General features: G+C 38.0%; 12 protein-coding genes and 1 other annotated feature. Of the genes, 11 read left to right on the forward strand and 1 reads right to left on the reverse strand.

Annotated features, from left to right (window positions below; genetic code table 11):
* The first annotated feature begins 152 nt into the window (after positions 1-152).
* From OK414_RS03250 to OK414_RS03290, 9 genes are all read left to right on the forward strand, one after another.
* Positions 153-1091 carry a beta-ketoacyl-ACP synthase III gene (locus OK414_RS03250; protein WP_016763039.1) on the forward strand — a complete coding sequence of 313 codons (939 nt, stop codon included), beginning with the start codon at positions 153-155 and terminating at the stop codon, positions 1089-1091.
* 39 nt (positions 1092-1130) lie between these two features.
* Complete coding sequence (gene fabF / locus OK414_RS03255) at positions 1131-2372, forward strand: beta-ketoacyl-ACP synthase II (RefSeq protein WP_013055405.1); 1242 nt, start codon at positions 1131-1133, stop codon at positions 2370-2372.
* A gap of 106 nt (positions 2373-2478) precedes the next feature.
* Positions 2479-3252 (forward strand): DUF2268 domain-containing protein, encoded by a 774-nt coding sequence (locus tag OK414_RS03260; RefSeq protein ID WP_016763040.1) that lies wholly within the window; start codon positions 2479-2481, stop codon positions 3250-3252.
* Positions 3253-3478: 226 nt separating this feature from the next.
* Positions 3479-4501 (forward strand): ABC transporter ATP-binding protein, encoded by a 1023-nt coding sequence (locus tag OK414_RS03265; RefSeq protein WP_016763041.1) that lies wholly within the window; start codon positions 3479-3481, stop codon positions 4499-4501.
* Positions 4501-5484, forward strand: coding sequence for an ABC transporter ATP-binding protein (locus OK414_RS03270; RefSeq protein ID WP_016763042.1), 984 nt, complete (start codon positions 4501-4503; stop codon positions 5482-5484). Before OK414_RS03265 ends, OK414_RS03270 begins: the two co-directional genes overlap by 1 nt.
* A gap of 43 nt (positions 5485-5527) precedes the next feature.
* Entirely contained in the window at positions 5528-7267 is a 1740-nt protein-coding gene (gene opp4A, locus OK414_RS03275; protein ID WP_263045734.1) for an oligopeptide ABC transporter substrate-binding protein, read from the forward strand.
* Positions 7268-7288: 21 nt separating this feature from the next.
* Positions 7289-8254 carry an oligopeptide ABC transporter permease gene (opp4B, locus tag OK414_RS03280; protein ID WP_016763044.1) on the forward strand — a complete coding sequence of 322 codons (966 nt, stop codon included), beginning with the start codon at positions 7289-7291 and terminating at the stop codon, positions 8252-8254.
* A gap of 11 nt (positions 8255-8265) precedes the next feature.
* Positions 8266-9180: an oligopeptide ABC transporter permease gene (opp4C, locus tag OK414_RS03285; RefSeq protein WP_013081753.1), complete on the forward strand. Its 915-nt coding sequence runs from the start codon at positions 8266-8268 to the stop codon at positions 9178-9180.
* A 300-nt stretch (positions 9181-9480) separates the two neighbouring features.
* Entirely contained in the window at positions 9481-10230 is a 750-nt protein-coding gene (locus OK414_RS03290; protein WP_016763046.1) for a YjbA family protein, read from the forward strand.
* Positions 10231-10259: 29 nt separating this feature from the next.
* Here the strand turns inward: OK414_RS03290 and trpS are convergent, their stop codons facing one another.
* Entirely contained in the window at positions 10260-11249 is a 990-nt protein-coding gene (trpS, locus tag OK414_RS03295; protein WP_026106503.1) for a tryptophan--tRNA ligase, read from the reverse strand.
* Between the two features lie 76 nt (positions 11250-11325).
* Positions 11326-11530 (reverse strand) — a binding site (T-box leader).
* 666 nt (positions 11531-12196) lie between these two features.
* Between trpS and OK414_RS03300 the strand changes: the two genes are divergently transcribed.
* Entirely contained in the window at positions 12197-13843 is a 1647-nt protein-coding gene (locus OK414_RS03300; protein ID WP_013081756.1) for a peptide ABC transporter substrate-binding protein, read from the forward strand.
* Positions 13844-13940: 97 nt separating this feature from the next.
* Positions 13941-14876 carry an ABC transporter permease gene (locus OK414_RS03305; RefSeq protein ID WP_013055415.1) on the forward strand — a complete coding sequence of 312 codons (936 nt, stop codon included), beginning with the start codon at positions 13941-13943 and terminating at the stop codon, positions 14874-14876.
* Positions 14877-14878: the final 2 nt, after the last annotated feature.

Below are 14878 nucleotides of genomic sequence, written 5' to 3' on the forward strand. Positions count from 1 at the left end.
ACCTGAGTAGGACGAACACCTATATAGACAAAAAATAAAAAATGAAGTAAAATTAGTACCAACTCATAATAATTGATTATATAATCGATAAATGAAATGACGGATATAGGTTTTATAGGAATATAAGCCTTTTATTTAAAGGAGAGGTTGATATGAACGCTGGTGTTCTAGGAATTGGACGTTATGTACCAGAGAAAGTTGTAACAAATTTAGATCTTGAAAAAGTAATGGATACATCAGATGAGTGGATTCGTACGCGCACAGGTATTCAAGAGCGCCGAATTGCAGCCGATAACGAGGACACATCTGATTTAGCTTATAAAGCAGCAGTTGAAGCTTTACATAAAGCTAACGTCGAGGCAGAAGATATTGACATGATCATTGTTGCTACGGTAACGCCAGATCAACCGTTTCCTACAGTATCATGTATGCTACAAGAAAAATTGGGAGCAAAAAAAGCAGCTTCTTACGATGTGAGCGCCGCATGTGCAGGGTTTATGTACGGCATGATTACAGCTAAGCAATTTATTGAAACCAATGCTTACAGGCATATATTAGTGGTCGGGGTAGAAAAGCTTTCTAAGATTACAGATTGGGACGACCGTAACACGGCTGTTTTATTCGGAGACGGAGCAGGTGCAGTTGTAATGGGACCTGTATCAGAAGGACGAGGTATTTTATCCTTTGAACTAGGGTCGGACGGTACGGGAGGCAAGCACTTGTATCAAAACGAGCTTGATCATATTGTCATGAACGGACGTGAAGTATTTAAGTTTGCTGTTCGACAAATGGGGGAATCTGCTGTTAATGTAATTGAAAAAGCAGGTTTAACAAAAGAGGATGTTGATTTTCTCGTACCTCATCAAGCGAATATTCGTATTATGGAAGCTGCAAGACAGCGATTAGACTTGCCTGAAGAAAAAATGTCTAAAACAATCCAATACTACGGCAATACATCAGCAGCATCGATTCCAATTTCAATTGTTCATGAGCTTGAAGCAGGGAAAATTCAAGATGATGATTTAATTGTAATGGTTGGTTTCGGAGGCGGCTTAACATGGGGAGCTATTGCTATTAGATGGGGAAAATAACACTACATTTTTAAAGCAACTGAAGGAGATGAATGTACGATGAATAAAAAACGTGTAGTTGTAACAGGACTTGGTGGGCTTACACCAATTGGAAATGACGTAGAAACAGCTTGGAAAAACGCAGTAGCAGGCGTGTCTGGCGTTGGTCCTTTAACGAGACTAGATGCAGATGAATTCCCGGCTAAAGTAGCGGCTGAAGTAAAAGATTTTAACGTGGAAGATTTTATTGACCGCAAAGAGGCTCGTAAGATGGATCGCTTTACTCAATATGCAATGGTAGCTGCATTGGCGGCTGTTAAAGATGCGGATTTGACTATTACAGAAGAAATTGCTCCAAACGTCGGCGTTTGGATTGGTTCTGGAATTGGCGGTATGGAAACGTTTGAAAACCAATATTCAACGTTATTAGAAAAAGGTGCCCGCCGTGTAAGTCCATTCTTCATTCCGATGATGATTCCTGATATGGCAACAGGACAAGTTTCTATTGCTTTAGGGGCGAAAGGCGTGAACTCTTGTACGGTAACGGCATGTGCAACAGGTACAAACTCTATTGGTGATGCGTTTAAAGTCATTCAACGCGGAGATGCAGACGTGATGGTGACGGGCGGTACGGAAGCGCCAATCACGCGTTTATCTATTGCTGGTTTCTGTGCGAATAAAGCACTTTCTACAAATCCAGATCCTGCAACAGCATCTCGTCCGTTTGATAAAGACCGCGACGGCTTCGTTATGGGAGAAGGTGCAGGTGTTATTGTGCTTGAAGAGCTTGAACATGCACTAGCGCGCGGCGCACGTATTTATGCTGAAATTGTGGGCTATGGTTCAACAGGAGATGCTCACCATATCACAGCGCCAGCTCCAGGAGGAGAAGGCGGCGTTCGTGCAATGCGTCATGCGATTGAAGATGCAGGCCTACAGCCAAGTGATATTGATTACATCAATGCTCACGGTACAAGTACAGGATACAATGATAAATTTGAAACAATGGCTATTAAAGAAGTATTTGGCGACCACGCTCAAAAAGTAGCGATTAGTTCAACAAAGTCAATGACTGGCCACTTGTTAGGAGCTGCTGGCGGAGTAGAAGCTATTTTTAGTGTGAAGGCAATTCAAGACGGTATTCTTCCTCCAACAATTAACTATCAAACACCTGATGAAGAGTGCGATTTAGACTACATTCCAAATAAAGCGCGTAAGCAAGAAGTAAAAGCGGTGCTCAGCAACTCACTTGGATTTGGCGGTCACAATGCAACAATCATCTTTAAAAAATACGAAGCATAATGAAAAATTCTAGGCTGATGCCTAGAATTTTTTTTATTTTTAATAACCAAAAGAGTAGCTGTGAACATATCATGAAACAAAAGGAAGAAGAAAGTGAGGGGAAAACATGCCGATTGTTTCAACTTCTACTTGGACGGAGCCGAAAGAAATAAGCCGTTATCTCGCGCGCTATTTTAAGAAATTAAAAGAAAAAGAATATATGGAATTACTTTTTAACTATGGAATGTGTCCGCCTTCTTTAATGTTTATAAAAGAATTAGAAGAAATGAAGAAAAGACAGGTTTGGAAGAAAGTTAAAGCACATTATGAGAAGCTTAAAAAAGCATGGAATGGGCCCGATGTAGCGGTGCTAGTGCTTCCAAGCAATCCTAGAAATCGAAAAATGCAGCGTGAATTTAATGGAAGAGCAGGTGTCGCTTTTACCGATAAATTATTTGTGTTTATGACAAGTCATACATCCGATGAAGAAATGTTAGCAGTGCTTACCCATGAATACCATCACGTTTGCAGGCTAAAAGCCATTAATAAATCTGATGAAACGATTACTTTGTTAGACGCTATGATGATGGAAGGGTTAGCTGAAAGAGCTGTAGAGGAGTATTGTGGTAAAAAATATTTAGCTCCGTGGACAAATTATTATACCATTGAAGAAGCTAAAAAAATGTGGGAAAAGCATGTTAAACCTTATTACAATCTGCGCGCCGACGAAAAGAAATATGATCAACTGTTATTCGGCCAAAATTGGTATCCAGAAATGATGGGCTACAATATTGGTTATCATCTTGTTACTTCATGTATGAAGCCTCACACTTTAACTACTACCCAGCTGCTTCCTCTTAGCACCAATACTATCTTAAAAAAATCTGCGTTCCAACTGTAAAAAAACAAGTTCTATATACCTAAAGTTAAAAATAGTAAATTTTATCCTATTTCCAACAAAAAATTAGGAGGTTTATGCGTTAAAGTGCCGAAGAGATATTCAGAAATCATTATTTTAAAAATAAAAAATATAATTAATTTTCAAAATATATTGATTTTGTAATGAAATTGTAATAATATCTTATTCAAATATAACAATTTTTAGAAAAATGAGGTGTGCACTATAAATGGATAAAAAGCCCGTCGAATTAACACCTTTACTAGAAGTGAAAAATTTACAAACTGCTTTTTCCATTAATGATTCCTGGCATAATGCTGTGGACGACGTGTCGTTTCAAGTCGGACGAAAGCGAATTATAGGGGTTGTAGGAGAATCTGGCTGTGGAAAAAGCGTATTGTCTTTATCCGTCATTGGGCTGTTACCTAAAGTAAATAGTCAAATTAGAAGCGGAAGCGTTTTATTTAACGGAAAGAATCTTACGCACTTATCAGAAGATGAGATGAATGATGTTCGGGGGAAAGATATCTCAATGATTTTCCAAGAACCAATGACATCCCTTAATCCTGTGTTAACCATTGGGTATCAGCTGCAGGAAGTATTGTTTAACCATATGAATATATCCAAAGCGGAAGCGCGTGAAAAAAGCATTGCGCTTTTAAAAAGCGTTGGTATTTCGAGATCCGAAAAGCTCATCGATGAATATCCGCATCAGCTGTCAGGAGGAATGAGGCAGCGTGTCATGATTGCCATGGCGGTAGCTTGTCAGCCTAAACTTTTAATTGCTGATGAGCCGACAACGGCCCTAGATGTTACGGTTCAAGCTCAAATTTTAGAATTGCTAAAAGAAATTCAAGAAAGCAATGATATGTCTATTATTATGATTACACATGATTTAGGAGTAGTTGCTGAGATGTGTGATGAAGTGATTGTCATGTATGGCGGAAAAATTGTGGAGCATACAGATGTTGATACGTTATTTTATGCCCCAAAACATCCGTACACGAAAGCGCTTCTTCACTCAATTCCACGCATGGAAGATGATGTAGAAGTATTAAATACGATCAAAGGAATTGTGCCTTCTCTTGTAAACATGCCGCGGACAGGCTGTCGTTTCGTTAACCGATGTCCTCATGCAATGGAAGACTGCAGTTCCGTTACGCCTGTTCTTCGCCAGGATTCACAGGGGCATGATGTCGCATGTCTACTGTATAAAAATAGCTATCCGTCAAAAGGAGTGAAGACAAGCTAATGACTAAAGCAGTGAAAGATGTATTGCTAGAAGTTCAGCATTTAAAAACCTACTATCCTATTCACGGCGGATTTTTCCGAAAGAAAATTGGTGATGTAAAAGCAGTTGACGGTATTTCTTTTGCTATTCGAAAAGGAGAAACGCTCGGTCTAGTAGGAGAATCTGGCTGTGGAAAATCCACGGCAGGAAGAACGATTCTAAGACTGTTGGAACCAACTAGCGGAAAAATTATTTTCGATGGTAAAGATATCACAGAAGCAAAAGGAACTTCTCTCCGTAAAATTAGACAAGATTTTCAAATGGTTTTTCAAGATCCCTATGCTTCCCTCAACCCAATGCAAATGGTTGGAGATGTTATTTCTGAACCAATTCGGAATTTTACAGGAAAATCAACCAATCAATTAAAATCAGAAGTTATGAATCTACTTACAAAAGTAGGGTTACCGGAAGATGCATACTATAAATATCCTCACGAATTTTCCGGTGGACAGCGTCAGCGGATTGGAATTGCACGTGCACTTGCACTTCGTCCAAAACTTATTATTGCTGATGAACCGGTATCGGCACTCGACGTTTCTGTCCAATCACAAGTTTTAAACCTTCTAAAAGAACTTCAACAAGAATTCGACCTAACCTTTTTATTTATTGCCCATGATTTGAGTGTTGTTAAACATATGAGTGATCGTATCGGTGTTATGTACCTAGGCGGTTTAGTGGAAATTGCTGATAAGAAAAGTCTGTACGCAGAGCCATTGCACCCTTATACGCAAGCGCTTGTATCGGCTATACCTGAACCAGATCCGCGAAAGAAAAAACAGCGTATTATTTTACAGGGAGATGTGCCAAGTCCAATTGATCCGCCAAAAGGCTGTGCGTTTCATCCTCGCTGTATACATGCAATGGCGGAGTGCAGCCAAACGAAACCTGCCTTAAAGGAGGTGAGACCTGGCCATCAAGTAGCTTGCCATTTATATAACTCGTAAAAGCTACATACGAACAGATTATTAGTTAAATAGGGGGAACGTCATGATGAAAAAGAAATCGTTTTTATCACTTGTTTCCATTTTGCTTGTGCTATCGCTTTTTCTAGCGGCATGCAGCGGTGGAAGCAGTTCTTCATCTTCTAGTAATAAAGAAGGCGGAGAAACAAAAACTGAAGGTGCAAAAACAGACAAGCCAAAAGATGGCGGAACGATTACGTATGGGATTGACGGAGCGCCGGAAGGAGTATTCGATTTTAGTTTCTATCAAGGTGAATACGACGCTAACGTTCTGCAGTTTATTAATGAAGGTCTTTATGATTACGACAAAGAGATAAAAATTCAGCCCAATTTAGCTACTTGGAAAATTAGTGATGATAAATTAACATATACCTTCAAATTAAAAGAAGGTGTTAAATGGCATAACGGCGATGAGCTAACAGCTGATGACTTTAAGTATACGTATGAGACAATAGCAAATAAAGATTACACAGGACCGCGTTATGCCAATGTAGAAATTATTAAAGGAGCTCAAGAATACCACGATGGCAAAGCGGATTCTATTTCTGGAGTAGAAGTTGTTGATCCTCATACGTTTAAAGTAACGTTTAAAGACGTTCGAGTGAATAACCTAGACACGTTGTGGGCATATCCAATGCCGAAGAAATATTATGAAGGTATTGCTGTGAAGGATCTTCAAGAATCGAAAAAAGTTCGTCAGGAGCCAATTGGTGTAGGTCCTTTTAAAGTAAAGAAAGTAGTATCAGGAGAGTACGTGGAATTAGAGCGTAATGATGACTATTGGCAAGGGAAGCCTCACTTGGATAAAGTTATTGTAAAGGTTATTGATCCATCTGTTGCGGCCGGAGCTTTAAAGAAAAATGAAATCGATGTATTAAGTATACGCCCAGCAGATTTAGGACAAATCAATAAATTGGACAACATTGAACTTCTCGAAGGAAAAGCATCTATCTATTCTTATATAGGCCTTCGTTTTGGTCATAGAGATAAGGACAAAGGTATCAGTGTAGACGATTATGATAAGTTTAAAGATAAAAAAGTGCGTCAAGCGCTAATGTATGCATTAAATCGACCAGCTATGATTAAAGCGTTCATGAATGATAAAGCAACGGTTTCAAATACGGTTATTCCGTCTGTTTTCTGGTTAGCAGCAGATCCACAAGACTTAAACCAGTATAAATATAACCCAGAAAAAGCTAAAAAATTATTAGCAGAAGCAGGTTATAAAGATGTAAATGGCGATGGATTTGTTGAAGATCCAGACGGTAAGCCATATAAGATCTCGTTTGGACATTACGCTGGCCCAGCAAACTTTGAGGGGCGTGCAAAAGCCATTATTCAAGCATGGAACGATATTGGTGTGAAAACTGAATTAGCATCGGGTTCATTAATTGAATTTAACTTATACAATGAAATGAAAGAAAACGATGATAAATCGTTAGATGCATTTTTTGGCTCATGGGGAACAGGATATGACCCAGACCCAAGTATTACGTGGGGATCAAATGCAGAGTGGAACCATGGTCGTTGGATTAATAAAGAATCTGATCAGCTGATTAAAGATTCGTTAAGTGAAAAAGCATTTGATGATAAATATCGTAAAGATGTTTCTGTGAAGTGGCAGAAGTTATTTAACGAAGAACTTCCAGCCCTTCCTTTATGGGAAAATGTTAACATCTATGCAGTTAATAAACGTCTGAAAAATGTAACGATGGATCCAGACACAATCATCCTAGATTCACATAAGTGGTCAGTGACAGAATAATTAAAAGAAGGAGAATCAACGATGCTACAATACTCATTAAGACGTATTTTAGGAATGATTCCTATGTTGATTCTAATCTCCTTTGTAGTTTTTTCCCTGGCAAAAATGATGCCAGGGGACCCTTTTGGGGGCATGATTGACCCAAGTAAGACAGATCCAAAATATATCGAAGAGATGCGTGATAAGCTTGGATATAATGATCCTATCTATGTACAGTATTGGACTTGGATTAAAGGGGTGCTTCAAGGAGATCTTGGAAAATCAACAACACATAAGTTGCCGACACTTGAAATTATAAAAGAACGTATGCCTAATACTATATTTTTAGCGCTAACTTCATTATTTATTACTTATGTATTTGCTTTTATACTGGGGATGTATGCAGGTAAAAAACCGTATACTTTAGGAGATAATCTAATTGCAGGGTATAACTATTTTGCATTAGCGGTTCCCTCGTTTATTGCTGGAATTGTAGGGATTTATTTCTTTTCTTTTCAGCTAGATTGGTTTCCGTTTAGCGGTTCAGTAGAAGTTGGATTAGAAAAAGGAACGTGGGCATATATACAAAGTAGAATACATCATGTTATTCTCCCAGCTTTAATATTGGGACTGATGTCAACTGCTCAATATACGCAGTTTTTACGTAATGATATTATTGAAAACAGTCGCAAAGATTTTGTGCGCACTGCTAGAGCAAAAGGGACAAAAGAATCTAAAATTTATAATGTTCATATCCTACGCAACTCCATGATTCCTCTTATCACCTTCTTAGGTTTTGACCTTGTAACAGTAATTGGAGGAGCTATTATTACAGAAACAATTTTTACATACCCAGGTATTGGAATGTTATTTGTAGAATCTGTGTCTACCCGGGATTATTCTGTAATGATGTCACTAACAATGCTATTTTCAGTACTTACGCTACTTGGAAATTTACTTGCAGATGTGTTATACGGCGTAGCAGATCCGCGTATTCGTTTGGATTAGGAGGAGAAAGTATGGAAATTGTAACGAAAAAAGATGTACAGCCAGAAGTGAATATGAAAGCTCCTAAAAACCTTTCTCCATGGGCGATTGCGCGAAAGAAGTTTGTTAAAAATAAACTAGCCATGATAAGTTTAGCTTTCATGATTGTGATTACGCTTCTTGCCATTTTTGCACCGCTGCTTACAAAAGCAGATATTACACGTATCGACTATATGGCGATGAATGCAGCGCCTTCTAGTGAGCATTGGTTTGGAACGGATACAAATGGGCGAGACGTATTTGCACGTACATTGTATGGAGGAAGAACTTCGTTACTGATTGGAGTTGCCTGTACAACACTCGTTATTTTAATCGGAACTCTTATTGGTTCGATTGCGGGTTATTACGGAGGCAAAGTGGATCAATTCTTAATGCGTTTTACAGACTTTGTATTAAACTTTCCGCTAATTGTTTTCGTTGTAGTGTTAAATACAATCCTAATTGGAAAGATCTCAGGCGTTTGGACGCTCATCCTAGTTGTTAGTTTCTTAAGCTGGGGAAGTACGGCCCGGCTGGTGCGAAGCAAAGTCTTGGCTGAAAAAGAAAATGAATATGTGCTTTCAGCCGTTTCCATTGGGTGCAGCCCGTTTAAAATCATTTTTAAACATTTGCTGCCAAATGTGTTTTCAACGATTGTGGTTCAAGCCAGTTTGCAGATGGCGATCCTTATTGTGTTTGAGTCAGCGATTAGCTTTATCGGTTTTGGCGTGCCGGCTGATACGCCAAGCTGGGGGAATATGCTGACAGAAGCAAGGGAATCAGATGTGCTGCAGAATAAGCCTTGGATGTGGGTTCCGCCAGGTTTAGCTATTACATTTACGATCCTAGCTATCAACTTCATTGGTGAAGGATTAAAAGATGCTTTGAATCCCAAATCTCTTCGTTAAAAATCTATCACAAAAGTGTGATAGATTTTTTTAGGTTTGTCAGACCTCCTGACAAACCTATTACTATAGAAGAAACTCGGATTTTTTTCTGCTTATAGAGGTGAATATAGCTCATGAAGCCTTTAGCAATCATTAGCACTGGCGTTATATCTGAGCTTCAAAACAAGTGCATTTGAATAATGACCAAAAACGAAGGCATTTTACAATTAATTTTTAGAAAAATAACATCATTTGGAATAAAAATTCCTTTCTCTGCCTATACTGATGGATAACAAACAGATAGTAAGTGAGGGGTAAATTATGCTATATCTTCATGATGTATGGGTTAATTGGTTTGAAGGCGAAGAAAACGGTTATAATGTGTGTCATTTCCATGAGTGGAGAAAAGACGATTGTGTAGAACTGCTCGATCAAGCACCGTTATTAAAAGTAAATCCGCTTTTATTTCATTACATTGAAAATGATCTTTCCGAGCTACCTCAACAACTACTACAAGATGTCTATCAGAAAGCATACATTCGGAAAAATCATGAACGCACGCAGGTTGAATATTGTTTTATTGTTACAGATGGAACGAATATTTTAGCAATTGATACGATGGGATATCATATTCCGATTCGAAAAAGCCGCTTAATTCCAAGACAGGAACAGTTAGTCTATGAGATGATTGCGGATCAAGAAGAGCTAGAATATAAGTTCAGTGAAGACGAGCTGAATAAAAAAGAGCATCATATTCTTTCACCGTCTCCTGAAACGATGAGAGGACTAACACGTAAAGAACGTCAGCTAAAACAGCTGTTATTTATGGCACTTGATCAGCTACATACCACAAAAAATACAGCTCAAATCCGCTACTGGTACACGGAGTGGAATCCAACGAAGTACGAAGATATTCAAGAGATGCCGTTTCAAGACGTGTGGAGTCAGCTATACGATGAAACGAAGTCAGGGTGGTCACCGAAGCATAAATTATTATGCGAGCGCTTAGTAAAAGGACAACCTTTCTTTGAAAAACTTTGGGAAATTGAACAAGAGCCAAAAGTTAATTAAAAAAAACGACTGCATAGCAGTCGTTTTTTTTAACGTTTACGGCCAATTCCCATTGCGTTTCGCATTTTGCGAAGCATTTTATTAGCCGTTGCATTTGCTTTATCGGCACCTTGATCTAAAATATCATCTAGCTCGCTAGAATCAACTAATTCATAATATCTTTTTTGAATTGGAGCGAGTGCTTCAGCTACCACTTTGGCTGTGTCAGCTTTAAAGTCACCATAACCTTTGCCTTCGTACATCGCTTCAATGTCTTCGATCGATTTATTGGCTAGGATCGAATAAATACTTAATAAGTTTGAAATGCCTGGCTTATTTTCTTTATCGTAGCGAACAATACCTTCTGAATCCGTTACGGCACTTTTGATTTTCTTTTCAATTGTTTTAGCGTCATCCAAAAGCGTAATGAAAGCTTTTTGGTTTGGATCGGACTTGCTCATTTTTTTCGTAGGATCTTGAAGAGACATGACGCGTGCGCCCACTTTTGGAATACGTACTTCAGGAATAGTGAAGATATCATTGTATTTTTTGTTAAAGCGCTCAGCTAAGTCACGCGTTAATTCTAAATGCTGCTTTTGATCTTCACCAACTGGAACCAAATCGGTGTTGTATAAAAGAATATCCGCTGCCATTAATGGAGGATAAGTTAGTAATCCTGCTGATACTGCTTCTTTTCCAGCGGACTTATCTTTAAACTGAGTCATACGTTCAAGTTCACCGATATACGCTACGCACTGTAACATCCATCCCGCTTCTGTGTGGGCAGGCACTTCCGATTGAATAAATAAAGTCGATTTTGCTGGATCAATTCCTACCGCTACATACAGAGCAGCAAGGCTGCGAATGTTTTTACGAAGTGCTAAACGATCTTGAGGCGTTGTAATCGCATGCTGATCTACAATACAAAAATGACAGTTATAGTCATGTTGAAGTTCAACAAATTGCTTCATCGCTCCAATGTAGTTACCTAAAGTGATTGTACCGCTTGGTTGAATACCTGAAAAAATTGTTTTCATCAAATCTTCCTTTCATCTGCTCATATATGATGCTAATTTACGGATACAACATAAAAAGGCCCATCCGCTCCTAGCATAAGCTAGGGGCGAATGGACCGCGTTGCCACCCTAATTAGTACACATAATTGTGAACTATCTTTATTCATGTAACGTTGAGGTCAACGTTCAAGCTTTGCACTTGAAAGCTCCAAAGTCCATTCTGCAGGTTTCAATGTTTGTTCTCACCAGCCACAAACTCTCTGAAAATGAAAATTCTGCATACTACTCTTTTTCACAGCTTTAATTATATAGTTATTCGTTATTATAACGCGAAAAAGCAGGAATTTAAACATCTTATCACTAAAAAGTTTTATAAGACAATTTACTGGGATTTTTCAGCGGCAAAAAAAGACAAGAACCTTTTAATTAAAGCATTTCTTGATGAAAATTTGGTGGAGGATTTGGTAAAAATCTTTTATTTAATATTTCTAATGGCTTTGTAATACTATCGTAATACCTATACTACAAAAAAGATTTTAGAAGTCTGACAAGTAGGCACAATCCTTATAAGATAAGGTTTTTTCCCCCATGACAAAAAAATACCATTAAATAATAGTATTGCAATAAATTTTTAAAATATTTATAATAGGCGTAACAAACATATTTTTTACAAAGGTATTACAATTTCTTAATTTTTCAGAAAACACAAAATAGACAATGTTTTGTTTCAATTAGCGAATTTTGTAATGAATGAGTCTTCTACATATTAAGCGCATACATTGGATTTACAGCATGTAAACAATTGATGACAGTTTCATAGAGTAGAAGAATAATTTTGCAGTGAGGTCTTTAATGCTCTACTACGTGAAAAAATAACTGATTATTTTGTATTGAAAGAGGATTAAGAAATTAGTGCATATCAAAAAAATATGGTTGCCACACAAACAAAATTTAATAGGGGGTAACACGCAATGAAGAAAAGGTTGTCGATTCTTTTCAGTTTGCTGCTTGTAATGAGCTTGTTTTTAGCTGCATGTGGATTTAACAAAGAATCTGGTGGCAGTGAAAATGCTAGCAGTGATGGCGGCGAAAAGAAAAAAGAGCAAGAGCTTCGCGTAAACATTAAAACTGAGCCTTTTTCATTAAACCCAGGCTTAGCTAATGATTCAACGTCATCAAACGTATTATTACAAACATTTGAGGGTTTAACTCGTATCGGTAAAGATGGAAAACCTGAAAATGCAATGGCGAAAGATGTGAAGGTCAGCGATGATCAAACTAAATATACGTTTACGATTCGCGACGATGCAAAATGGTCAAATGGTGACCCTGTAACAGCAAAAGATTTCGAATATGCATGGAAATGGGCGTTAGATCCTAAAAACGAATCTCAATATGCATATCAATTATACTATGTTAAAAATGCACAAGCTGCCAATGAAGGAAAAGGTTCATTAGATGATGTTGCCGTTAAAGCAACAGATGATAAAACGCTTGAGGTAACATTAGAAAACCCAACGCCATATTTCTTAGAATTAACAGCTTTCTATACGTACTTCCCAGTGAATACGAAAATTGCTGAATCAAATGAAAAATGGTACACAAATGCAGGCGAAAACTATACGTCAAACGGTCCTTTCAAGCTTAAAGCTTGGAAACATAATGACAAAATCGAGTTAGTTCCTAATGAAAACTATTGGGATAAAGATGCTGTAAAACTTAAAAAAGTTGAAATGTACATGATCAATGATAACAACACTGAACTTTCAATGTTCAAAAACGGTGAATTAGACTGGGCGGGTATGCCTACTGGTCAATTACCGGCTGATGCACTTCCTGAATTAAAGAAAGACGGTTCATTAAACATTCAAGAGATTGCAGGTACTTACTGGTACAAGTTTAATACAGAACAAAAACCTTTAGACAACGTGAACATTCGTAAAGCATTAGCTTATGCAATTGATCGTAAAGGTATTACAGAACAAATTACAAAAGACGGTTCAGTTCCAGCGATGGCGGCTGTACCACCAACAATGTTTGAAGATAACAAAAAAGGTTACTTCAAAGACAATGATGTGAAAAAAGCAAAAGAATATTTAGAAAAAGGCTTGAAAGAAATGGGCCTTAAAGATGCTTCAGAACTACCAGCAATTAAGGTTTCATACAACACGGATGAAAAACATGCAAAAATTGCACAAGCTGTTCAAGATATGTGGAAGAAAAACCTTGGCATTAAAGTACAGTTAGACAACTCTGAGTGGGCTGTTTACATTGAAAAGTTACACCAAGGAGATTATCAAGTTGGACGTATGGGCTGGTTAGGAGATTTTAACGATCCAATTAACTTCTTAGAATTGTTCCGTGATAAAAAAGGCGGAAACAATGATACAAACTGGGAAAACCCAGAATATAAAAAGTTATTAATTGACTCTCAAAAAGAAACAGATCCTAAAAAACGTCAGGCAATGTTGAAAAAAGCAGAAGGTATCTTCATGGATGAAATGCCAGTGGCACCAATCTACTTCTACACAAACGCTTGGGTACAAGACAAGCAGCTGAAAGATGTTGTGATGTCTGGACTTGGAGACATTCAGATTAAGTGGGCTCATTTTGAGTAAGTAACATCAATTATGACAAAGGGTATATGGGGCCTGGTGCTCCATATACTTTTCTTTCTTGTGCGCGAATTTTGTAAAAATATGGAGGTGTGTCAGGGTGTTCAAATATATAGGAAAACGACTTATTTATATGTTTCTATCATTATGGCTAATCGTAACAGCAACCTTTTTCTTAATGCGTGCTGTTCCGGGAGGTCCATTCACATCAGAAAAGCAGCTTCCCCCTGAAATTCAAAAAAATCTAAATCAGTATTACGGTTTAGACCAGCCTTGGTACCATCAGTACTTTGATTATTTAACATCAATTTTAAAGTGGGATTTTGGTCCATCTTTCAAATATAAAGGCCAAACGGTAAACGATTTGATCAACGGCGGATTCCCTGTTTCATTCATGCTAGGGATGGAAGCTATTTTAATAGCAATTGCTATTGGTGTAGTACTTGGTGTTATTGCTGCCTTAAAACATAATAAGTGGCAAGATTACACGGCGATGGTTATTGCAGTTCTAGGAATCTCAGTTCCGAGTTTTATTATGGCAGCGGTATTACAATACGTTCTGGCTATGAAACTACAAATTTTTCCGGTTGCACGCTGGGAATCTTGGGCACACACGGTGTTACCAGCTCTCGCGCTCGCTTCAACCCCTATGGCATTTATCGCACGGTTAACTCGTTCGAGTATGCTTGAAGTATTAAGCAATGATTATATTCGTACAGCGAAAGCAAAAGGTTTAAGCAGAGGCGTTATTACAGTTAAGCACGCCATGCGAAATGCGATGCTTCCAGTCGTATCCTATATGGGACCTTTAGTAGCAGGGATTTTAACGGGTAGCTTTGTTATTGAAAAAATATTTGGTATCCCGGGATTAGGTTCACACTTTGTACTCAGTATCTCAAACCGAGATTATACAACGATTATGGGCGTAACGGTGTTCTACAGTATTTTACTACTTTTTTGTATCTTGCTTGTAGATATTGCATACGGATTCATTGACCCTCGAATTAAACTTACAGGTGCTAAGAAAGGAGAGTAACT

It is taken from the genome of Priestia sp. JV24 (genome assembly GCF_025910025.1).
GTDB lineage: Bacteria > Bacillota > Bacilli > Bacillales > Bacillaceae_H > Priestia > Priestia megaterium.

Bases quoted from the DNA above. Each gene is read 5' to 3' on its own strand.
- OK414_RS03250 (WP_016763039.1), top strand. From the start codon at position 153: ATGAACGCTGGTGTTCTAGGAATTGGACGTTATGTACCAGAGAAAGTT.
- fabF (WP_013055405.1), top strand. From the start codon at position 1,131: ATGAATAAAAAACGTGTAGTTGTAACAGGACTTGGTGGGCTTACACCA.
- OK414_RS03260 (WP_016763040.1), top strand. From the start codon at position 2,479: ATGCCGATTGTTTCAACTTCTACTTGGACGGAGCCGAAAGAAATAAGC.
- OK414_RS03265 (WP_016763041.1), top strand. From the start codon at position 3,479: ATGGATAAAAAGCCCGTCGAATTAACACCTTTACTAGAAGTGAAAAAT.
- OK414_RS03270 (WP_016763042.1), top strand. From the start codon at position 4,501: ATGACTAAAGCAGTGAAAGATGTATTGCTAGAAGTTCAGCATTTAAAA.
- opp4A (WP_263045734.1), top strand. From the start codon at position 5,528: ATGATGAAAAAGAAATCGTTTTTATCACTTGTTTCCATTTTGCTTGTG.
- opp4B (WP_016763044.1), top strand. From the start codon at position 7,289: ATGCTACAATACTCATTAAGACGTATTTTAGGAATGATTCCTATGTTG.
- opp4C (WP_013081753.1), top strand. From the start codon at position 8,266: ATGGAAATTGTAACGAAAAAAGATGTACAGCCAGAAGTGAATATGAAA.
- OK414_RS03290 (WP_016763046.1), top strand. From the start codon at position 9,481: ATGCTATATCTTCATGATGTATGGGTTAATTGGTTTGAAGGCGAAGAA.
- OK414_RS03300 (WP_013081756.1), top strand. From the start codon at position 12,197: ATGAAGAAAAGGTTGTCGATTCTTTTCAGTTTGCTGCTTGTAATGAGC.